This window comes from Candidatus Francisella endociliophora, assembly GCF_000764555.1.
Lineage (GTDB): Bacteria > Pseudomonadota > Gammaproteobacteria > Francisellales > Francisellaceae > Francisella > Francisella endociliophora.
Genome location: NZ_CP009574.1, coordinates 1,762,129 through 1,780,955, shown reverse-complemented (window position 1 = coordinate 1,780,955; position 18,827 = coordinate 1,762,129). Strand labels below are relative to the sequence as shown.

Here is an 18,827-nt window from a genome sequence, read left to right as displayed (position 1 = left end):
TTAGTTTATTTTTTCTAATTTTAAAAATTCTAGATCTTTTTTGCGTAATGAAAATGTACCACAATTAGTCTCAAAAGCTATTGGACCGCCCAATATAGATTTGTTTGTAATAGTCAACTCTTGACCTTCAATTACACCCATCGCTATTATTTTGTCTTTAAATGCTGTCGGGCAGCTTTCGTGAAAGCCTTTAACAACATATTTATCATTTTTCTTATAACGCATAACAAAACCCTATATATTTATATAACTATTAATTATAATCTTCTCTAGGATATAATAACAGATTAAACACTTAGTTAGTTTAAACAAATTTGTTACAAAATAGAGCTTATGAAAGACCTATCAAGATTTGATGCGCCAAAGAAAATAAAAAAAGAGACTCAACAAGAGCCTGAAAAGCCAAAAACCACCAAAAGAAAAAAGCTCTTAATAATTGCTGTAATCTGCCTATTAGGTATCGCTGTTGCTTCTAAAATTATCAATAAACACCTTAAAAAAATTAAAGCCGAAGAGCAAAAAGCAAAAGCTGAACTTCAAGCTGAGAAATCTAAGGTTAGTGATAGCAAAGAAGATGATAACGCAACCTCTGAGAAAAAAAATAGTGACCAAAATCCAGACTTCGCAGAGAAAACCCCAAGTGGAAAAATGGTATTCACATTCTATGATAACCTGAAACACGATACTGTTAAAGTTGACGTTGAACCTCAGGCTCAACGAGCTCAATATAAATATACTTATATTTACCAAATTGCTTCATTTAGAAATATGAATGAAACATCGTGGTACGTTAAGAAGATGAAAGAAGATGGTCTAAACCCTCAATTCAAGCGTGTTGGTAACTGGATTAGGATGTATATTGGTCCTTATGATAGTAAGCGAGCAATGGCTCCAGATATTATCAAGCTTCAAAGACTTGGTCTCAATGGCGGCTTCCCTAGAGAAATAAGCAGAACAAAGATCGAGCCAAAGGATGAAAAATCAAAAGATAACGCAGATAATGATAAAAAAGAAGATACTAAAAAAGAAAATTAAAACTTATTCTTCAACTCTCTAAGCTTAACAAACATTTCTCTACCAAGCTTACACTCTGGTAAAGCTTCCAAGAGTTTTTTATCATTCAAAGATCTAATAAAAATGTTGAATGTACTCTCTTCTGCCAGATCAACTATTGGCTTATCTTCCGCAGCTAGTTCTGCCACCTCATTTCTGTAACGTATCAAGACTTCATCATTAGGAAGAATACTAAGAGCAAAATCCAAATTACTCTGCCAATAATCATGAGCTGGATATGGCTTAATATTTCCATCAAGCTGAGAGATCTTAACTAGAGAGTCATAAAGCTCGTTTACATCTGCACTCTCTGCATGAACACCTCCGACACCGGCATTAAATAAAGCATCACCACAAAATAATGCGCGTTCTTTTTCGAATAAAAAACTTATATGATCGGATATGTGTCCAGGTGTATACATAGCTTTGAAGCTAGTAAATCCTAAATCTACATAATCTCCATCTTTAACATATACATCAGGTTTAAATAAGTCGTTATCAGTATAAGCATAAATTTTAGCATTTGGATAAATTTCAAGTAACTTCTTAACGCCAGCTATATGATCTCCATGTTTATGAGTTATTAAAATAGCTTTAAGTTGTAAACTTTTGCTTTTTATAAAGTCATCAAAAACATCAGCTTTTAAAGGATCAACAGCTATAGCATTACTTTCATCATACAAAAGGTACTGGTAATTTCTTAAACTATTATTTAAAAACCATCTTTTAATTTGCATATACTTCCCCTTTTCTAGTTATTTCTATATACAAGTCTTGCTTCAGATAGATCTAAACCAGAAACTTCACCATTTTTTATATAAAACTTACATAAGATATGTGAGTATTTCTCTAGCTCTATTATAGAGAGCTTATCCTTAAGACTTCTTTCAATATAGTCATAAATTATTCTAAAGCTATGACTATCTGATTTTACAACTGCTAGATTTAACAACTCTAACACACTAAAACGATCTTGGTTTGATTTATCTAAAACCTTTTCTATTAATCTACTAACAGGCATACCAAACGCATTTACATAAAGCTTAAGCATCTCAGCAGAGATATTTCCATGGGCAAGCTGCTTCTTAGCAAGCTTCTCTGCTACAGTCATTTCATCCAACTCAACTAACTGCTCAAGGTAAACTCTACTAAGCATATCTGTAGTATCTGATTTCTTATAGATATCTGATAACTTTGTAACATCTTTTGCTTTTCTCATAGCCAAAATTATTAACTTTTCTTCAAGATCTGTTTTTAAATAAGCATCATATTTCTCTAGTAATTTAAGAGCAAAAGCATCGTCCTTATCTGCTAAAGCAATTCTTGCTGCTAAATTAACAATACAAGGTAATAACCGAATATCTTTAGTTTCTAACAGTATTAAGATTTTTGTCTGTGCTTCACTAAGCTTTTGTACTAAATAAAGTTTATACACTACAAAATATTTATAACTAAATGATTTAGGATCAACTTGCTTTAAGGCTTTCTCCAGCTCTTTAATACCATTATTTTCCACAACAACACTTAGTTTCTTAAAAAGAATATAATCCTTTAAATACTTTGGTGTAATTTTAGATATGTTAGAAATATTGAGTCTGTCTATTAGTTTATTATTTTGTAGAGAGATGTCTGCTACCAAGTCAGCAAACTTTTCTTGCTTATTAATTGTAAACAACCCTATTAGCCAATTAAATAGCTGATATGGAAACGTAAACAAGAGTTTAATTATCCTAACACCAAAAATAAGTAAGAAAAGAAAAACTATTGCAGCAAAAACAAAAACCACAAGATTCATTTTAATAGTTTTATCTGCTAAAACTAGCATGATATAACCATGATATTTCGTCGCCCAAAGACCAATCATCGTAGCTAAAGCGACAACTATTACAAGCTTAAAAATCTTAATCATTTTTCACTTCCTTTTTCGCTTTCACTATTATTCATAGAAGCCGTATCTCTAGACAGAAGTTCATTTTGCTGTTTTGATAACTGGCTTACCACTTTACTTAAACTATCATCTAACTTCTCATCACTTTGAGCTTTAATATTTTTTAGTTCTTTTTCAACCGACTTTGCATTATCATTCTGTACAAAGTACTTTTTGATGATAGTTAAAAGATTATCTCTAGCACTATCTATTGCTGTTTGACTGTTTGTATACATAGCACTTTGAAGTGATATCAAAGCATTATATAACCCATCTGCCACTAACTGTTTTGATTGATTTGACGACACTAAAAGCTGATCTTTTGGTATATCTTGAATTTGAACAATCGAACCAAGTAGTTTCATATATTTATTTTTAGACTGCTTAGAACTAGCATTTTCTGAGGTTTCAGGCGTTATATATTCAAGTTTTTGTACTTGCTGCTGGATTAAAACAAAATCTTTAACAACATCATTTTTTGAAAGATAATTATTTAAAGCTTCTTTTATTGCTCGACGATCACTCGCACTAATATTTGCTACTTTACTAGCCTCTATTTTATCAAAAGCCATATCAGCAAGAGCTGTAGCTTTTGTAGTATCGCCTGTAAAAATAGCCACATCTTTAGCTAAAGTTAAATAGTCTATAGCAGACTGAATGTTAGCAACACCCATCTGTAAGTATATATCTTTTGCAGGTGTTGATACTTGACTGCTTACTGTACTAACCTGAGACTGAATTGCTTTAATACTGTTAGTTTGAGAATCACTCTGAGCACTAACATCATCCAAGATACCTTTTTGTTCATCTTGATTTAGTTTAAGTTTTTCAATTTGTTTTTCTAAAAGAGCATATTGTTTATCATCTTTAGTATTGTCTTTTAAAAAAGTTGAATCATTGGTAACGGCATATCCCGCTAAACCAACGGCTGCTAAAGATATAACTAGGCTTAATTTTGAGACTATTGACCCAGTAGTTTTTTTCCTAACATTTGCAGAAGACTGATCTTTTTTTTGACTAGCATTCTTATTAGCTTTTTCTTGTTGTTGAATGTTTTTTTCTGTCGACATCTTTAGCCTCTATAAGTTCCAATATTTGTTTACAAATATAGTTATTATTTAACCTTTCAAGCTTTAGAGTATTCTTAAAGCCCTCTTTATTTACAAATTCTAGCATTTTTGAGCTAGTTATGGTAATTATTGCTTGCTCTGATAATTGTGTTTTTTCTAAAATTCTATTTAAAGATTTAAATACGTCCAAACTAGTTGTAATAATCACATCAGGCTCAGCATCACTAAAAAGATTTTTATACTCTGTAGCTAAAAACTGTTCATCCTCAAATACTCTTTCATAAACTTCTAGTTTTTTACAGATAGTTTGTTTAGATAGTTCAGTTACTAATAAGTCATTTCCAGATACTCCTGAAACTACCAAAAATCTTTCTTTTGAAATATTATTTCTTTGAATTAATTGCACCAAAGCCTTTGAGTTATATTTAGCAGGATATATAGCATCTATCTCATATTTCTCTAAATATGCTGCTGTACTGGCTCCGACACTATATATTTTTTTACCCTTAAGAGATTTTACGGGAATAGAATTAAATAAACTTTCTACAGCATATTTACTAGTAAATATAATGCTTGTGTAAGCTTCCAGATTTATCTCAACATTAATTAGCTTAATTTTTATAGTTGGTAAACATACTGCTGCAACTCCATTTTTTTGGAGTTTTTCAGACAAATCTTTTGCATCTTTAGTAGGTCTACAAACTAAAACATTCATTTACTGATTTTCTTTTGCTGTTATATAAATATAATCAAGCATTGATTTAAGACCGTTTGCTCGAGTCGTACTTAAATTATTACCAAACCCTATCTGCTTAATAAAGTCTGTATTCGAATTAATTATCTCAACAGGCGTAGCATCATTATATACTCGTAAAAGCATGCCGATAAGTCCAGAGACTATAAGAGCATCACTAGTTGCCACAAAATGTAATTTTCCTTGCTCTAAATGGCTATCAAACCAAACCTGCGACTGACAACCTTTTACCAAATTATCTTCTGTTTTTTTATCTTCTGGAAATTTTGGCAACTGTTTTCCTAAAGATATAACATAATCATACTTATCTTCCCAATCATCAAAAAAAGACATTTCATCAATCAGCTCTTGCTGTCTCTCTACAACTTGATTTTCCATATTATTTTTTTAAGGTCTATATAGTAATTTTTAATTGCGAATATCTTAACATAAAGGCTGTAGTATATAAATGCTGATAAAATTCTATACATTTTTGTAAAAAGTGGTTGACACATAGCCAAACCCAACCTATAATACATCCCAAGTTCCCCGATAGCTCAGTCGGTAGAGCAGTTGACTGTTAATCAATTGGTCGGCGGTTCAAGTCCGTCTCGGGGAGCCACAGATTCCACAAAAACTTTTCATACTACAATAAAATTTTAGCTTAGGGTTATTTAGTAGTTTATATTTTTCTCCTCCTTTCTTATCTCTAAATTTATGAATTCTAAATAGCCCTAAGTATGTCCACGATACATATATCAGAATATCTTATATATTATTTACAAAATATCGATTTAACTTATTAAAAAACTTATAGTAATCTCTTAGTACATTACAAACTTAAGAGATTTCATCAAATGATTTTTTTAATTTTTTCAATAACATTTCTAAGCTTAGTTTTTGCAGTAACAGATAAATATAAGGTAGCAAAAATATTATTTTTCATCGCTTTAGGATTATTACTTATAGTATTTATCCCTCATACAATTAGATATATAAATATTCAACTATAAGGAGCTTTACAATGAGAAATAATATTTTAGATTTATTTGATTCTATTGCTATAATTGGAATATCCATAATTCTAGCTATGGCTTTTTATTATCAACTTTTCCTTCAAGAACTACCTTGCGCACTTTGTGTTTTTCAAAGAATGGCTCTTAGTCTACTGGCCTTTGGATTATTATTGAATTTAACTCATGGCAATAGATACAAACATTATCTTTTTGTTGTACTAGTAGCATTATTAAATGCTGCAATGGCTATCACACAAATACTTTTGCATATTGTTCCTGGCACTGGAAGTTATGGAGACGCAGTTTTTTCTTTACATATGTATACTTGGAATTTTGTTGTTAGCGTTGTATTTATTCTATATGCGACTATATGTGGTCTAACAACTCCAAATGAAACCAAAAAGAAAAAGTTAAATATAATAACTAAAGTGGCTATATTCTTAATTTTAGCATTAACATTAGCAAATACTTTAAATACTTTTGTAGAATGCGGCCCACACCTATGCCCATCAGATCCAAATAGCTATTGGCTTTTTAATCTATAAAACTTGCAATAAAACTCTTGACTTAAAATTTAACATAAATATAATACTTACTTCCAAACAAAGTCATTATTTTTTAGAAAAATTTTCTAATTGACTTTTTATCAAATAAAAGCTGACTCTAGATAGATAAAAACTCCTTAGTTTTTTCATATCTCCTTAACTTCCTTCTATCTAGAGTCATTTTTTATATCTTGTAATTGTTTTTTTGCTATAATTTACCTCACATTTTCACTTATAAAATTTATTAGCTTTATGAAAGCAACGCAAACACTTATAGCTACTACAAAAGAGCTACCTAAAGAAGCTGTTTTAGCAAGTCATCAATATATGCTAAAAGCTGGACTTATTAAGAAATTAGCATCTGGAATATACACATGGATGCCAATGGGTCTTAAAGTCTTACAGAAGATCCAAAATATTGTTCGCCAAGAGATGAATAAAGCTGGAGCAAGCGAATTATTGCTACCAAGTGTACTACCATCTGAACTTTTACAAGAGACTCACCGTTGGGATAAATTTGGTCCAGAACTTTTAAAATTAAAAGATAGACATGACAGAGATTTTTGTTATGGTCCCACTCATGAAGAGCCAATAGTTGATATGGCTAGAGATACTATCAAAAGTTATAAACAGCTACCTCTAAACCTTTATCAAATCCAAACAAAATTCAGAGATGAAATTCGTCCTCGTTTTGGTGTAATGCGTGCTCGTGAATTTATCATGAAGGATTCATACTCATTTCATGAGAATATCGATTGCTTACATAATACTTATGCAGTTATGTTTCAAACTTATTGTAATATTCTAAATAAAATTGGTTTAGAGTATCGCCCTGTAAAAGCAGATACAGGCGCAATTGGTGGTGATAATAGCCATGAATTTCAAGTATTAGCAAATGCTGGTGAAGATATTATCTGCTATAGCAATGGTAGTGATTATGCTGCTAATATTGAGCTTGCAACTTATGCAAAGCCTAATCTTAGCAAAAAAGAAGCTTCTGAAAATGTTATTGAGAAAATACACACTCCTAATATCAAAACTATCGAAAAACTTTGTAAGGAAATGAGTTTTGATATTAAGAAGACTATCAAAACTATGGTCATTAAAGATGCTGAAGGCAACTTCTTTGCCCTAGTCATCCGTGGCGATCATGAGCTTAATGAGACTAAGATCAACAAGCTAGAGCAGATCGTTACACCATATAGTTTAGCTACTAGAGATGAGATTTTTGAAATCTTCAAAGCAAATCCTGGTTCACTTGGTATCTACAACTGCCCTATTACAATAATTGCTGACTACAGTGCAGTTGAGCTTACAGATGTAGTTTGTGGTGCAAATGAAGATGATTATCATTTTACAAATGTAAATTGGGATAGAGATGTAACAGATTATCAAGTTGCTGACATTAGAAATGTAGTAACTGGCGATATCTCTCCTGATGGTAACGGTACCATAGAGCTAACAAATGGTGTCGAAGTTGGTCACATTTTTGAGCTTGAAGATGTTTACTCAAAACCTATGAATGCAACAATCATAGGGCAAGATGGTAAACCAAAACCTATGCTAATGGGTTGTTATGGCTTTGGTGTTTCTCGTGTAATGGCTGCAGCAATTGAGCAGTCTCATGATGATAACGGTATTATCTGGCCAGAGGCTATAGCACCATTTGAGGTTGCGATATTGCCTATCAATTATAACAAGTCTGAAAATGTCAAAAACACTGCCGACAAGCTTTATCAAGATCTACAGGCAAAAGGTATAGATGTTTTACTTGATGATAGAGGCAATCGCCCAGGTGTAATGTTCGCTGATGCTGATCTAGTTGGTTATACTCATCATATAGTAATTGGCGATAGACTACTTGAACAAGGCTTAGTTGAGTACAAAAATCGTAAGACTCAAGAGAAGCAAGAAATTACGGTTAATAAAATAGAAGAACTTTTAAGTATCTAAATATTTCAGTAACCCCTATTATTTTAACTTATTTAAAAGTAGATAATTTATTTTATCCTATCATAAAATATCACTTATATTTTTTTATACTGCTATAATTCAATTACTGCATATACTTTCCTCTATCTATATTGAGCTAAGCAATGCAGATAAATCAATCATAAGGAGCTATTTATGAAGATGACTAAAAAAATAATTGCCGCATCTTTTATATCTTTAATGCTTACAAGTTTAGCAACAGCTGAAGATGGTTCTAAGGTTACAAGTAACAATCAACAGAACACTCTAAATACGCAAACTAATATAAATAATAATGCTGATACCCAAAAAGTTAAAAAACATCACAGAGCCAAAAGAGGAAAACTAGTAAATTCAGTCACTCCATTTAGGGAAGATAGACTAAAAGATCGTCATGAAAGAAGAGATCACCGATTTAGAGCTAATGATAGTGCTCAATCGTAGTATATTTCTATAATTTCCTTGAATATTTTCTAAAGCTTTTGATTATTTCGTAAACTAGTGTCGCATTAATAGCAATATGTATTAAAGTTGCAAAACTCACTCCTTTAGAACCGTCTATAGGTAAAAATCGCGTAGATTTAAATGTCAAGTAATCAAAAATTTGATATGTAAATATACCAAGCTTTAATATTACATAGCTTATAATAATACTGAAGGTAAAATAAACCATCTTATTCAAAATACTACTATGTTTATCAAATGAAGATAAATACCCTATAAATATAGATAGTAAAAATAGACAAGTTGTAAATAGATATGGTTTTAACAGTGTCAGAACAACAAACATTATATTTATTAATACCAATGAAACTATGGATCTAAATATCGATGTTCCATAATTACTGACATATTTTTCAAACGCTAATATGAATTTATTAAAAAAATCTCGGCTATCCCATTTTAAGGTCTGATAATGGCTTTCACACTCGTCTTTATAGAATTCAACCGCTTTGATAGTATCATTCTTTTTTAGTGATTCATGCTTTAAGATTCTACAAGTTTCCTGTTTATCCTTTATACTTATCTGATAAGAATTTCCATTATTAACTTCAGCATCATGAAAGTCTAAAATAGCGGAATTGTTTATATTTACTCTTGCAAGATTTAAACCTTTAATAAAATGTGCAGCTCTAAGACTAGAATTTTCTTTAAATGTTGTATATTTAAAATCAACTAAATTACTAAATGTTGTTCCTTCAAATATACTATCTTTATGAAATTTTGTATTATCTGCAATCATTTTTTGGAATTTTGAGCTAGAAAAATCTACTACATTTAAAAACTCTGCATAAGAAATATCTATGTTATTCTTAAAAGCTACATTTTTAAAAATAACATTTTTTTCAAACATAGAATAACTAAGATTAGCTTTACCATAAAACTGAACATCGACAAAAACTAGTTTACCAAGAAACTTAGACACTACATCTAAATACACATCTTTTAAAAACTCAGTCTTTTGAAAAGAAATATCAAGCTCATATTCAAAATATTGCATTTTTACCATATCTTTGAATATACAACTTTCAACCGATAGTAAACTGTCTCTTGATAACTTCTTTAATTTTCCTGGAAATAAAGCACTCTTATTGAGCACACAATCATTAAACTGAATATTATAAATTTTGATTATCTTAAATTTAACAATACCAAGAAAGTCACTTAGCATAAAAGATAATCTTTTCAATTCTCCTGATAATTCTAACTGTCCTTTGAAATAACAATTACCAAACCAGATACTCTTTTTCTCATTATTAATATTAAATCTTATTACTCCCGAAAATATGAAAAAACAATGAACAAACCTTATGTCTTTATCTGAATATTTATCTAATATTTCATCTATAATATTTTGATTTCTAAAAACACAATAACTGATAATTTTGGGCGCACTGCTATCTTTATTTACTGGTATGTTATTTATGTATTTTTCCAATTGCTCAAGAAAACTAATAATATAATAATCCCCAGACAATGCCTTATAACAACAGTCAGGAATGGTTAGTTTGTTCCCATCCACTTTACCTATAACTGGAATGTCATCATTAACTTTAAAGATAGCTTCCTCAGAATCCTTGAAAGTAATATCTACCAAATGATTTCTAAATGCTTCATCGTTCATAAATAACATAGTAAAAGTATTCTATATAATTCAATTATACCCAAAATCAATATTAGTACCGTACCAAAATTTATACTATAATTTAACTAGTGTTTATTTTTCTTATCAAAGATTATGATTCAACCAAAACCTTATATCAGTACAGCGCCATCTGTATATGGCAAATTTGCTATGATGGCAGCTGAAGAAAAAGCTGTAAATTTTACACAAGGTGCTCCAGATTTTGATACCCCAGAATGGCTAATAGATCGTACGAACTTCTATATGCACCATGGCAAAAATCAATACGCCCCAATTCCTGGTGCTCCAGCACTTCGTAAGGCAATAGTTACTAAAACTAAATGCTGCTATGATGTAGATATAGATTTTGAAAATGTCGCAATAACTGCCGGTGCGCAAGAAGGACTTTTCTCAGCCATATCAACCTATGTTGGTAAAGATGATGAAGTAATTATGTTTGATCCAATATTTGATACTTATGCAGGTGTCACAAACTTTAATCAAGGTAAATGTGTAAGATTGAAGTTACTATCAAATGGCAATATTGATATTCAAGCTATTGCAAATGCAATAACAGATAGAACTAAAATTATAATATTAAACTCTCCGCATAACCCTATGGGCACAGTTATCTCAAAAGTCGAATATCAAGAGATAGCTAAGATTATAAAAGATAGAGATATCTTGGTAATATCTGATGAAGTGTATGAGCATATCTATGCTGGTGACAAATATGTAAGTGCAATACAAATACCTCAACTATGGGATAAGCTAATCGTGCTTCAATCGCTTGGTAAGACTTATAACCTAACAGGCTGGCGTCAAGGTGTGGCAATAGCCCCTGCTGAAATTATCAAAAATATCTTAGCAATCAAACAGTTTGCGACTTTCTCAGCTGCTCATCCTATGCAACTAGCTTTAGCTGAGGGTATTCTAGAATATCCAGAATACTACGAGAATTTACATAAACTCTATAAAAAACAAAACAGTTTACTTAGAGAAAACCTTAAAGGTTCAAGGTTTAAAATATTAGATTGGCAAGGCTCACCTTTTCAAGTTTTAGATTATAGTGAAATAAGTGATCTTGATGATGATACTTTTGCTACTAAACTTATCAAAGACTATGGTGTTGGCTTAGTACCAATATCATCATTATTTGAAAAACCACAAAATGGGCTTCTAAGACTATGCTTTGCTAAAAAAGATCAAGATATAATAAAAGGAGCTAAAATTTTAGCTGGCATTTAAATTTGGAAGTTACAGAATTCTTAAACTTTTTTAAAGATTACCATACTTAATATTACCATCAATAATATCTTCTAATGCCGAAGACCTAATAGAGTTCCCTTGAGAACCATATTTTATAGAAAGTCTCGTAAGCTTATCAGATTCTGGCTTGATAACAACTTCAAGATAGTCAGATCTATCTCTATTACTAAACGCTTCTATCACAGCTGCTTCATCTGTTTTTTTATTTAGTTTAATATCATATGTACTACCACTGGAGTCATAAGTTTCGCCAGTTTTAATTGCTTCTATAGTAGCGTCATAAACTTCATTATAGCTATGTTTCATAGTTGTACTATAGTAGCCATTTTCATAGCTAGTACCAGTATCATTACCAAACATTGCACAACTAGAAATCGTTGCTAACATGATAACCAAAAATACTGCATAAAATTTTCTCTTTAAAAGTTCCATAATTCTTTTATACACGGGATTAGAATAATCTTATTATCTTATCAGCCTATTTATTTGTCAATAAATAAAATATTCTTATGCAGTGATAATAAAACTTAAATATATGGCTAAACATTGCTAAACTTTTTTTAGATAAACTCTGTTAGGAGATAAGATGTCAAAGCTAAAAGTCAATATTATACAATCAGATATAGTTTGGGATAACAAACAGCAAAACTATACAAACTTAGAAAGCAAAATATCAAAAGTTTCATCCGGTACAGACCTAGTTGTTTTATGTGAAATGTTTAATACTGGTTTTATAATGAACCCTACTAATGAAGCCTGTTCACAAGAAGATATTGTTGAATGGATGTATAGCCAAGTTAAGGATAAAAATTTTGCAATTGTTGGAAGTGCTGCTACTTTTACAGATGATAAAATTGCAAATAGATTATATTTTGTAACTCCAGACAAACAAGTCTTCACTTATGATAAAAATCATCTATTTATCCACGCTGGAGAAAATAAGAAATACAGCGGTGGTAATCAGCGTAAAATCATAGAATACAAAGGTTTTAGAATTTTATTAACAGTGTGTTTTGATCTACGCTTCCCTGTATTTAACTGTAACAATAACGATTATGATATTTTATTAAATGTCGCTTGCTGGCCAGAATCCCGTCGCGAACATTGGAAAGCTCTTTTAAAAGCTAGAGCTATTGAAAATCAAACCTATGTAATAGCTTGTAATAGAGTGGGTAGTGATCCAAGTCTAGCTTATGCTGGAGATAGTATGATTATTGATTATAACGGAGATATTTTAGCTCATGAAGAATATAAAGAGAGTGTTTTAGCTGCAGAATTAGATAAAAATAAACAGGAAGAACATCGTGAGAAGTTTAACTTCTTAGCTTCTCAAGATAGTTTTACTCTTCACCTCTAATAGATTTTGCTAAATTCTGTAGTACAGCATTTACAAACTTATAGCCTTCTTCAGTACCCATACTATAGCCAATCTCAACATATTCTTTGATGATTACTTGATATGGGTTTTCTAAGCATTCAATAAGCTCTGCGATAGCTACTTGTAAAACCGCATAATCAACATAGTTTATAGAGTCTATACCATCTTTTGAATTAACTGCGATATACTCATCAATTGCATCATAGTTTGTATCTACTGCATCCATAAGTCTATAGAACAATTCCCAGTCAGTTTGATGTCTTTCGGCATTATCTGCATAATATTGTACTTTCAATTCTGCAATTGTATTATCAGCAACTTTTTTTTGATACAAAGCTTGCACTGCATAAAGCCTCGCATTATTTCTTGCTCTAGCTGTAGTTTTCATAAATTCCTTTGGTGTTTTTTGAGATAATTTAAGCTATCATTATTTTGCAAATAACTATTATAACCTATCAAGAAGAAATATGAACAAGTGGTGGCAAGAAATTGACCTAAAAGATATGTCAGCTGAACAGTGGGAGTCTATCTGTGATAGATGCGGATTGTGCTGCCTTAATAAACTGCAAGATGATGAAACTGATGAGGTGTACTATACCAAAGTTAGTTGTAAGCTTTTAGATACTGATAAATGCCAATGTAGTATGTATGAAAAAAGAAAACAAATTGTCCCTGAGTGTATAAACCTGACATACAAGCAACTTAAAAATCACGCTCATAAATGGCTGCCAAATAGCTGTAGCTATAAGCTTCTTCTTGAAGGTCAAGACTTACCAGAATGGCACCATTTAAATAATAATGGCTCCACAGAAGAAATGCATAAACAACAAAAATCTGCTAAACATTTTGCAATATCTGAATATGAATTAGATGTTGATGAGTACTTAGATGATTTTATAATAAAAATAGATAACTAGTTTTTAACTTTCTAGTATATAATTCGCTTACATATATTTCTTGGACATATAGATGTCTAATTTACCCCCTTCAAACTCTTTCTATGAAAAGATAATAGATAACTATCTTAATAAAGGTTTTTGTATCATTGATAATTGGCTAACTATTGATGAAACTATAAAACTAAGAGAAGAGTTAACAAACTTTTATCAAGCTGACTACTTTAGAAAATCTGCTATTGGTAATCGTTTAAATGAAAGTTTAGAACGTACTATTCGCAGTGATTTTATATGTTGGATAGATGAAACAAAATATGCAAAATCTTTTTTTGAGAAAATAAATGAATTTATAGAATATATTAATAAAACTTGTTTTGCAGGGATTGTTACTAAAGAGTTTCATTATGCAATGTATCCAAAAGGATCTTTCTATAAAAAGCATTTAGACACATTTCAAAATGATGATCGAAGAACTATTTCAATTGTTTGCTACTTAAATGAAAATTGGAATGACTCTTTTGGTGGACAACTCAAACTCTACCTAGATAACGAAAACCTGCAAATATTCCCAACAAATGGAAAGATAGTTTTATTTGACAGTAAAAAAATTGAGCACGAAGTTTTACCAGTACTCATAGAGAATCAGAGATTAAGCATCACTGGCTGGTTAAAAACTAATTAGTAAAATAAATAATACTTCCTAAGACTACCAGCATAATTGCAAAGATTATTTGTAATACTTTATCGTTTAGTTTTTTCTTAATTATATTTGCTAATAGCATACCCACGACCCCACCTATGATAAACATAATAGCTACATGCCAGTTCATACTTTCTGCATCATAATGTGAAGCAAAACCTGATATTGATATTACAAAAATCACTAATAATGATGTATTAATTGCTCTTTTAATAGGCATTGCCGTAATAAACACAAGTGCTGGTACTATTAGAAAACCTCCTCCAACACCAAAGAAACCTGTTAAAGTTCCAACAACACCTCCACTTATAAGCAAGGCCACAATACATTTAGGACCAACAGACTTACAAACAGAGTTATGTGAGTCTGACATTATTCTAGCTTTGATTAAGCTCCAAATACCTATAACTACCATAAGTATTGAGAAGCTAAGCATCAAAATTTTATCTGATAATGCTTGTGAGATATAACTACCAACAGGAGCAAAAATAACTCCTGTAATTATCATTACAATAGCAGCTAGATAATGTATATCTTGCTTTTTAAAGTTCACTAATAAACCAAACACTGCCGTAAAACCAACTACTAGTAAAGATATAGTCACAGCACTATGGAAGTCTAACCCCACTCCATAAGTTAGTAGAGGAACGGCTAAGATAGATCCACCACCTCCTGTAAGGCCTAAAGCGATACCACAGATAAAACCAAATATAACTAAGATCATTTTATTTTACTAGACCACATTTTAAGTTAGCTGGTACAGCAATATCCATATATTTAGGATTTGGCAGATTTAAGTTTGCCATAAGTTCAGCATATTCTTCTGCTGATTTTACTTGTAGCCTTGGATTAAACTTAATTTCTTCACCAATAGTACTAGAAGTAAAACCATTATAGTCATGACCTGGATATACGATTGTATCTTCTGGTAATTTGAACAGTTTATTTTTAATACTGTCATATTGTGCAAAAGAATCACCATGTTGAAAATCTGTTCTACCAGTACCTCTTATAAACAAAGTATCCCCCGTAAAAAGCTTATCACCAAGAATAAAGCTATACGAATCATCAGTATGACCAGGTGTATAGATAGCTTTCAACTTCAACCCATCAAAATCAACTGTTTCATCTTCTTTGATTTTCACAGAAACACATTCTGCTTTTGTATGAGCACCCATTATTGAATTACATTTAGTGTCATTTCTTAACTGTCCAATCGCTGTAATATGATCTGCATGTACATGAGTATCAATAGCAGCTACAAGTTTGATATCAAGCTCATTTAAAAGTTTGTGATACTTATCAATCTGTGTATCAACTGGATCAATAATAATTGCTTCTCTACCTTGTCCAGATGCGATTAAATAAGTATAAGTCCACGTATCGTAATCAAATAATTGTCTAAAAATCATAACTATCTCCTTTGTTTTTTCCACAAACTTATTAATTAAAGTTTGGTTTATTAAATGGTGATTTCTCACCTGTTAATCTCTCTAGGGTATCATAATAATATGAAATCATAATATACCCACCTGCGATGTTATATACATCAAAACCATGTTGCTGTAACATAAGAGCGACATTATAAGATCTCTGACCTGTATGACAATGCACATAAACTGGTTTAGACTTATCAAGTTCTGATAATCTATTTCTTATCTCTGACATTGGTATATTCTTAGAGTGATTCAATAGCCCTCTCTTAGTTTCAGCAACTTCCCTTACATCTATAACTTGAGCACTTTTGGTTACAAGGTCTGAGACTTTTGTAAAAGGTACTTGCTTAAACTCTCCATTTCGTAAGTTATTAGCCACATAACCTGTATGATTAACAACATCTTTACCAGTTGAATATGGAGGTGCATAACAAAGTTCAAGATCTTGCAAATCTTCAATTGTCATACCAGCCTTAATTGCTGTTGCGAACACATCAGCTCTTTTATCAACAATCCCCTTACCTACAACTTGTGCACCAAGCAACTTACCTGTGTTTCTTTCAAATAGAATTTTAGTAAATACATGCTCAGCATTTGGCATAATACTAACTCTATCAAATGGTGCAGTATAAGCAACTCCATAGTCAATATCTAAATTATGAAATTTAATCCAAGCTTCATTCAAACCAGTAGCTGCACCTGTATATTCAAAGATTTGAATAACTGATGAAGCAATATAGCCTTTGTTTACAGTCTTTTTACCATTTATATGATCTGCAATTAAACGCCCTTGTTTATTTGCTGGGCCTGCTAAAGGAAGATTAAAGTCCTGACCTGTAATAGCATTTTTTACTAAAATAGCATCGCCAGCTGCATAAATATCATTATCAGAAGTTTGATAATTTTCATTTACAAGAATATGACCACTTTTAGCCAGCTCAATACCTACATTTTTCAAGAAAGCAGTATCAGGTGCAACACCTATAGATAATACAACCAAATCAGTATCTATCTGTCTGCCAGATTCTAGCAATACTTTGTCAGATTCAAAACTAACAACCTTTTCAGATAGCATCAAATTAATATCATGATCTAATAGCTCTTTTTCTAAAGGTTTAACCATCTCATAATCAAAAGGACGCATAATTTGATTTGCCATCTCAACAATTGTTACATTAAAACCTCTTTCTTTAAGATTCTCTGCAACTTCGATACCAATAAATCCAGCACCGATTACTGTAACATTTTTAACAACTTTTTCTTTACTAAAAACAGCTTTATGGATTTTCTCAACATCAACAACATTTCTTAAGATAAAATGTTCTATAGAGTCTAAGCCTCCAAACGGCGGAACTATTGGCTTAGCTCCTACAGCAACTACTAGCTTGTCATAATTTTCTGTATACTTCTCACCAGTTGCATGGTTTAAAATTGTTACAAGCTTATTTGACTTATCAATATCTACAACTTCAGATAGAGTACGAGCATCAATATTATATTGCTTATCAAACTTCTCTGGTGTCATCAAAACCAACTTTTCTGATGGTTCTATATATCCGCCAAGATGATAAGGTAATCCACAATTTGAAAATGATACGTATGGACCTTTTTCAAACATTATAATTTCTGCTGATTCATCTAGTCTTCTTAATCTAGCAGCTGCAGAAGCTCCTGCAGCAACACCACCAATTATTAGATATTTTTTAGCCACTTTATAAGCTCCTTTTCTTAATGCCTTTCTACTTTCTTTTGTTGTATGGTAAGAACTCTAGCATTATAGCCATGCCACAAGTTCCAGTAAGACCCGCAAATAAAAGTCCTGCCCCAAAGAAACCACTTAATATTGCAAAGTATTGAGATACCGTAAATGAAAGCACCACTCCTAAAAGCACCATAAAACCAACTATAATTTGTACCTGACGCATAATTGGTAAAGGCTCTTTTACATTTTTTTGAGTTGGCTGTTTATGCTGTTTCCAAGCATTAAGACCACCTTCTAATAGATAAACTGCTTTTGCATTTAGATCTTTTACCTTACTAGCTGCTTGATTAGTTCTATTACCGGACTGACAATGAAGAACTACAATCTCATCTGGTTGAATATCCGCATCATAAATATCATCTACTATAATATTATGCGCACAATCAATACATTCTCTATTATGTTCACCAGCTGTTCTAATATCAATTAACTTAACTTTTTCTTTCTTTTGTAAATCAAGAAACTCTTTTACCGAAATATTTTTTACATTGTGCATTTCATTCTCCTTTTAGTACTTACTAATTTAGATTTTTCTAATATTTTAAATAAATTTTTTATCCGCAATATATTTTGTATAGTGCCTCTAATATTTGTTTCACAGCAGGATCTTTCAAACTATAAAAGACTGTCTGAGCTTCCTTTCTTGTTTGCACTAGCCCCTCTCTACGCAATACAGACAAATGTTGTGAAAATGCTGATTGACTAAGATCAGAGTATTCTGCTAATTCTCCTACTGTCATCTCTTTTCTTAGGAGCAAACATAGTATTAATAGCCTTGACTCATGAGATATTGCTTTTAATAAAGCTGATGCCTTACTTGCATTATCTTTCATCTGCATCAGATCCATATTTATTATCCTAATCAATCCTTATACTCAATATATTAGAATATTCTAATTTAGTTGTCAACAATATAAGTGGCTTATTTTAGATTTTATTTTAATAA

The 18,827-nt window shown here is 31.2% G+C and carries 23 protein-coding genes and 1 tRNA gene; 10 read left to right on the top strand and 14 right to left on the bottom strand.

Features of this window, described 5'->3' with window-relative positions:
• Window positions 1–225, bottom strand: a complete 225-nt coding sequence (locus QI37_RS08775; protein ID WP_040010430.1) for a FeoA family protein — start codon at window positions 223–225, stop codon at window positions 1–3.
• A 108-nt stretch (window positions 226–333) separates the two neighbouring features.
• On the opposite strand from QI37_RS08775, the gene QI37_RS08770 reads away from it, so the two are divergent.
• On the top strand, window positions 334–1,035 hold the full coding sequence (locus QI37_RS08770) for an SPOR domain-containing protein (protein WP_040010429.1): 702 nt from the start codon (window positions 334–336) through the stop codon (window positions 1,033–1,035).
• On the opposite strand, the gene QI37_RS08765 is transcribed toward QI37_RS08770, so the two are convergent.
• Genes QI37_RS08765 through QI37_RS08745 form a run of 5 tightly spaced genes read right to left on the bottom strand, consistent with a single transcriptional unit; the run spans window position 1,032 to window position 5,182 of the window.
• On the bottom strand, window positions 1,032–1,790 hold the full coding sequence (locus QI37_RS08765) for an MBL fold metallo-hydrolase (protein ID WP_040010428.1): 759 nt from the start codon (window positions 1,788–1,790) through the stop codon (window positions 1,032–1,034). The two genes, QI37_RS08770 and QI37_RS08765, sit on opposite strands and share 4 nt — an antisense overlap.
• 14 nt (window positions 1,791–1,804) lie before the next feature.
• The gene (locus QI37_RS08760; RefSeq protein WP_040010427.1) at window positions 1,805–2,962 is read right to left on the bottom strand and encodes a heme biosynthesis HemY N-terminal domain-containing protein; all 1,158 of its coding nucleotides are present in this window, start codon (window positions 2,960–2,962) and stop codon (window positions 1,805–1,807) included.
• Complete coding sequence (locus tag QI37_RS08755; protein WP_040010426.1) at window positions 2,959–4,050, bottom strand: hypothetical protein; 1,092 nt, start codon at window positions 4,048–4,050, stop codon at window positions 2,959–2,961. The genes QI37_RS08760 and QI37_RS08755 overlap by 4 nt, the downstream gene beginning before the upstream one ends.
• Window positions 4,010–4,765, bottom strand: coding sequence for a uroporphyrinogen-III synthase (locus tag QI37_RS08750; RefSeq protein WP_040010425.1), 756 nt, complete (start codon window positions 4,763–4,765; stop codon window positions 4,010–4,012). The genes QI37_RS08755 and QI37_RS08750 overlap by 41 nt, the downstream gene beginning before the upstream one ends.
• The gene (locus QI37_RS08745; RefSeq protein ID WP_040010424.1) at window positions 4,766–5,182 is read right to left on the bottom strand and encodes a SufE family protein; all 417 of its coding nucleotides are present in this window, start codon (window positions 5,180–5,182) and stop codon (window positions 4,766–4,768) included.
• Window positions 5,183–5,329: 147 nt separating this feature from the next.
• On the opposite strand from QI37_RS08745, the gene QI37_RS08740 reads away from it, so the two are divergent.
• The 5 genes from QI37_RS08740 to QI37_RS08725 all read left to right on the top strand — a co-directional run bounded on the left by QI37_RS08740 (window position 5,330) and on the right by QI37_RS08725 (window position 8,759).
• A tRNA-Asn gene (locus QI37_RS08740) sits at window positions 5,330–5,405 on the top strand.
• A gap of 235 nt (window positions 5,406–5,640) precedes the next feature.
• On the top strand, window positions 5,641–5,796 hold the full coding sequence (locus QI37_RS10320; RefSeq protein WP_200883197.1) for a hypothetical protein: 156 nt from the start codon (window positions 5,641–5,643) through the stop codon (window positions 5,794–5,796).
• A gap of 11 nt (window positions 5,797–5,807) precedes the next feature.
• Window positions 5,808–6,344, top strand: a complete 537-nt coding sequence (locus tag QI37_RS08735; protein ID WP_040010423.1) for a disulfide bond formation protein B — start codon at window positions 5,808–5,810, stop codon at window positions 6,342–6,344.
• A 252-nt stretch (window positions 6,345–6,596) separates the two neighbouring features.
• Window positions 6,597–8,297, top strand: coding sequence for a proline--tRNA ligase (locus QI37_RS08730; protein ID WP_040010422.1), 1,701 nt, complete (start codon window positions 6,597–6,599; stop codon window positions 8,295–8,297).
• A gap of 174 nt (window positions 8,298–8,471) precedes the next feature.
• The gene (locus QI37_RS08725) at window positions 8,472–8,759 is read left to right on the top strand and encodes a hypothetical protein (RefSeq protein WP_040010421.1); all 288 of its coding nucleotides are present in this window, start codon (window positions 8,472–8,474) and stop codon (window positions 8,757–8,759) included.
• A gap of 7 nt (window positions 8,760–8,766) precedes the next feature.
• Here the strand turns inward: QI37_RS08725 and QI37_RS08720 are convergent, their stop codons facing one another.
• Complete coding sequence (locus tag QI37_RS08720) at window positions 8,767–10,440, bottom strand: pentapeptide repeat-containing protein (protein ID WP_040010773.1); 1,674 nt, start codon at window positions 10,438–10,440, stop codon at window positions 8,767–8,769.
• Between the two features lie 114 nt (window positions 10,441–10,554).
• Between QI37_RS08720 and QI37_RS08715 the strand changes: the two genes are divergently transcribed.
• The gene (locus tag QI37_RS08715) at window positions 10,555–11,688 is read left to right on the top strand and encodes an aminotransferase class I/II-fold pyridoxal phosphate-dependent enzyme (RefSeq protein WP_040010420.1); all 1,134 of its coding nucleotides are present in this window, start codon (window positions 10,555–10,557) and stop codon (window positions 11,686–11,688) included.
• Between the two features lie 30 nt (window positions 11,689–11,718).
• Here the strand turns inward: QI37_RS08715 and QI37_RS08710 are convergent, their stop codons facing one another.
• Window positions 11,719–12,141, bottom strand: a complete 423-nt coding sequence (locus tag QI37_RS08710) for a DUF3568 family protein (protein ID WP_040010419.1) — start codon at window positions 12,139–12,141, stop codon at window positions 11,719–11,721.
• 154 nt (window positions 12,142–12,295) lie between these two features.
• On the opposite strand from QI37_RS08710, the gene QI37_RS08705 reads away from it, so the two are divergent.
• Window positions 12,296–13,066, top strand: coding sequence for an amidohydrolase (locus tag QI37_RS08705; RefSeq protein ID WP_040010418.1), 771 nt, complete (start codon window positions 12,296–12,298; stop codon window positions 13,064–13,066).
• On the opposite strand, the gene nusB is transcribed toward QI37_RS08705, so the two are convergent.
• Window positions 13,050–13,475 carry a transcription antitermination factor NusB gene (nusB, locus tag QI37_RS08700; protein ID WP_040010417.1) on the bottom strand — a complete coding sequence of 142 codons (426 nt, stop codon included), beginning with the start codon at window positions 13,473–13,475 and terminating at the stop codon, window positions 13,050–13,052. The genes QI37_RS08705 and nusB overlap by 17 nt on opposite strands.
• Window positions 13,476–13,554: 79 nt before the next feature.
• Here nusB and QI37_RS08695 point away from each other — a divergent pair, with 79 nt between their 5' ends.
• Window positions 13,555–14,004: a YcgN family cysteine cluster protein gene (locus QI37_RS08695; RefSeq protein WP_040010416.1), complete on the top strand. Its 450-nt coding sequence runs from the start codon at window positions 13,555–13,557 to the stop codon at window positions 14,002–14,004.
• 52 nt (window positions 14,005–14,056) lie between these two features.
• Window positions 14,057–14,665 carry a 2OG-Fe(II) oxygenase gene (locus tag QI37_RS08690; RefSeq protein WP_040010415.1) on the top strand — a complete coding sequence of 203 codons (609 nt, stop codon included), beginning with the start codon at window positions 14,057–14,059 and terminating at the stop codon, window positions 14,663–14,665.
• On the opposite strand, the gene QI37_RS08685 is transcribed toward QI37_RS08690, so the two are convergent.
• Genes QI37_RS08685 through QI37_RS08665 form a run of 5 tightly spaced genes read right to left on the bottom strand, consistent with a single transcriptional unit; the run spans window position 14,658 to window position 18,729 of the window.
• Window positions 14,658–15,407: a sulfite exporter TauE/SafE family protein gene (locus QI37_RS08685; RefSeq protein ID WP_040010414.1), complete on the bottom strand. Its 750-nt coding sequence runs from the start codon at window positions 15,405–15,407 to the stop codon at window positions 14,658–14,660. The two genes, QI37_RS08690 and QI37_RS08685, sit on opposite strands and share 8 nt — an antisense overlap.
• 1 nt (window position 15,408) lies before the next feature.
• Window positions 15,409–16,095 (bottom strand): MBL fold metallo-hydrolase, encoded by a 687-nt coding sequence (locus QI37_RS08680; protein ID WP_040010772.1) that lies wholly within the window; start codon window positions 16,093–16,095, stop codon window positions 15,409–15,411.
• 31 nt (window positions 16,096–16,126) lie between these two features.
• Window positions 16,127–17,830, bottom strand: coding sequence for an FAD-dependent oxidoreductase (locus QI37_RS08675; RefSeq protein WP_040010413.1), 1,704 nt, complete (start codon window positions 17,828–17,830; stop codon window positions 16,127–16,129).
• Between the two features lie 28 nt (window positions 17,831–17,858).
• The gene (locus QI37_RS08670; protein ID WP_040010412.1) at window positions 17,859–18,377 is read right to left on the bottom strand and encodes a rhodanese-like domain-containing protein; all 519 of its coding nucleotides are present in this window, start codon (window positions 18,375–18,377) and stop codon (window positions 17,859–17,861) included.
• Window positions 18,378–18,435: 58 nt separating this feature from the next.
• Window positions 18,436–18,729: an ArsR/SmtB family transcription factor gene (locus QI37_RS08665; RefSeq protein WP_040010411.1), complete on the bottom strand. Its 294-nt coding sequence runs from the start codon at window positions 18,727–18,729 to the stop codon at window positions 18,436–18,438.
• Window positions 18,730–18,827: the final 98 nt, after the last annotated feature.

What these genes read in the sequence shown, in the direction of transcription:
- QI37_RS08775 (WP_040010430.1), bottom strand. Translation starts at nt 225, where the DNA reads ATGCGTTATAAGAAAAATGATAAATATGTTGTTAAAGGCTTTCACGAA.
- QI37_RS08770 (WP_040010429.1), top strand. Translation starts at nt 334, where the DNA reads ATGAAAGACCTATCAAGATTTGATGCGCCAAAGAAAATAAAAAAAGAG.
- QI37_RS08765 (WP_040010428.1), bottom strand. Translation starts at nt 1,790, where the DNA reads ATGCAAATTAAAAGATGGTTTTTAAATAATAGTTTAAGAAATTACCAG.
- QI37_RS08760 (WP_040010427.1), bottom strand. Translation starts at nt 2,962, where the DNA reads ATGATTAAGATTTTTAAGCTTGTAATAGTTGTCGCTTTAGCTACGATG.
- QI37_RS08755 (WP_040010426.1), bottom strand. Translation starts at nt 4,050, where the DNA reads ATGTCGACAGAAAAAAACATTCAACAACAAGAAAAAGCTAATAAGAAT.
- QI37_RS08750 (WP_040010425.1), bottom strand. Translation starts at nt 4,765, where the DNA reads ATGAATGTTTTAGTTTGTAGACCTACTAAAGATGCAAAAGATTTGTCT.
- QI37_RS08745 (WP_040010424.1), bottom strand. Translation starts at nt 5,182, where the DNA reads ATGGAAAATCAAGTTGTAGAGAGACAGCAAGAGCTGATTGATGAAATG.
- QI37_RS10320 (WP_200883197.1), top strand. Translation starts at nt 5,641, where the DNA reads ATGATTTTTTTAATTTTTTCAATAACATTTCTAAGCTTAGTTTTTGCA.
- QI37_RS08735 (WP_040010423.1), top strand. Translation starts at nt 5,808, where the DNA reads ATGAGAAATAATATTTTAGATTTATTTGATTCTATTGCTATAATTGGA.
- QI37_RS08730 (WP_040010422.1), top strand. Translation starts at nt 6,597, where the DNA reads ATGAAAGCAACGCAAACACTTATAGCTACTACAAAAGAGCTACCTAAA.
- QI37_RS08725 (WP_040010421.1), top strand. Translation starts at nt 8,472, where the DNA reads ATGAAGATGACTAAAAAAATAATTGCCGCATCTTTTATATCTTTAATG.
- QI37_RS08720 (WP_040010773.1), bottom strand. Translation starts at nt 10,440, where the DNA reads ATGAACGATGAAGCATTTAGAAATCATTTGGTAGATATTACTTTCAAG.
- QI37_RS08715 (WP_040010420.1), top strand. Translation starts at nt 10,555, where the DNA reads ATGATTCAACCAAAACCTTATATCAGTACAGCGCCATCTGTATATGGC.
- QI37_RS08710 (WP_040010419.1), bottom strand. Translation starts at nt 12,141, where the DNA reads ATGGAACTTTTAAAGAGAAAATTTTATGCAGTATTTTTGGTTATCATG.
- QI37_RS08705 (WP_040010418.1), top strand. Translation starts at nt 12,296, where the DNA reads ATGTCAAAGCTAAAAGTCAATATTATACAATCAGATATAGTTTGGGAT.
- nusB (WP_040010417.1), bottom strand. Translation starts at nt 13,475, where the DNA reads ATGAAAACTACAGCTAGAGCAAGAAATAATGCGAGGCTTTATGCAGTG.
- QI37_RS08695 (WP_040010416.1), top strand. Translation starts at nt 13,555, where the DNA reads ATGAACAAGTGGTGGCAAGAAATTGACCTAAAAGATATGTCAGCTGAA.
- QI37_RS08690 (WP_040010415.1), top strand. Translation starts at nt 14,057, where the DNA reads ATGTCTAATTTACCCCCTTCAAACTCTTTCTATGAAAAGATAATAGAT.
- QI37_RS08685 (WP_040010414.1), bottom strand. Translation starts at nt 15,407, where the DNA reads ATGATCTTAGTTATATTTGGTTTTATCTGTGGTATCGCTTTAGGCCTT.
- QI37_RS08680 (WP_040010772.1), bottom strand. Translation starts at nt 16,095, where the DNA reads ATGATTTTTAGACAATTATTTGATTACGATACGTGGACTTATACTTAT.
- QI37_RS08670 (WP_040010412.1), bottom strand. Translation starts at nt 18,377, where the DNA reads ATGCACAATGTAAAAAATATTTCGGTAAAAGAGTTTCTTGATTTACAA.
- QI37_RS08665 (WP_040010411.1), bottom strand. Translation starts at nt 18,729, where the DNA reads ATGGATCTGATGCAGATGAAAGATAATGCAAGTAAGGCATCAGCTTTA.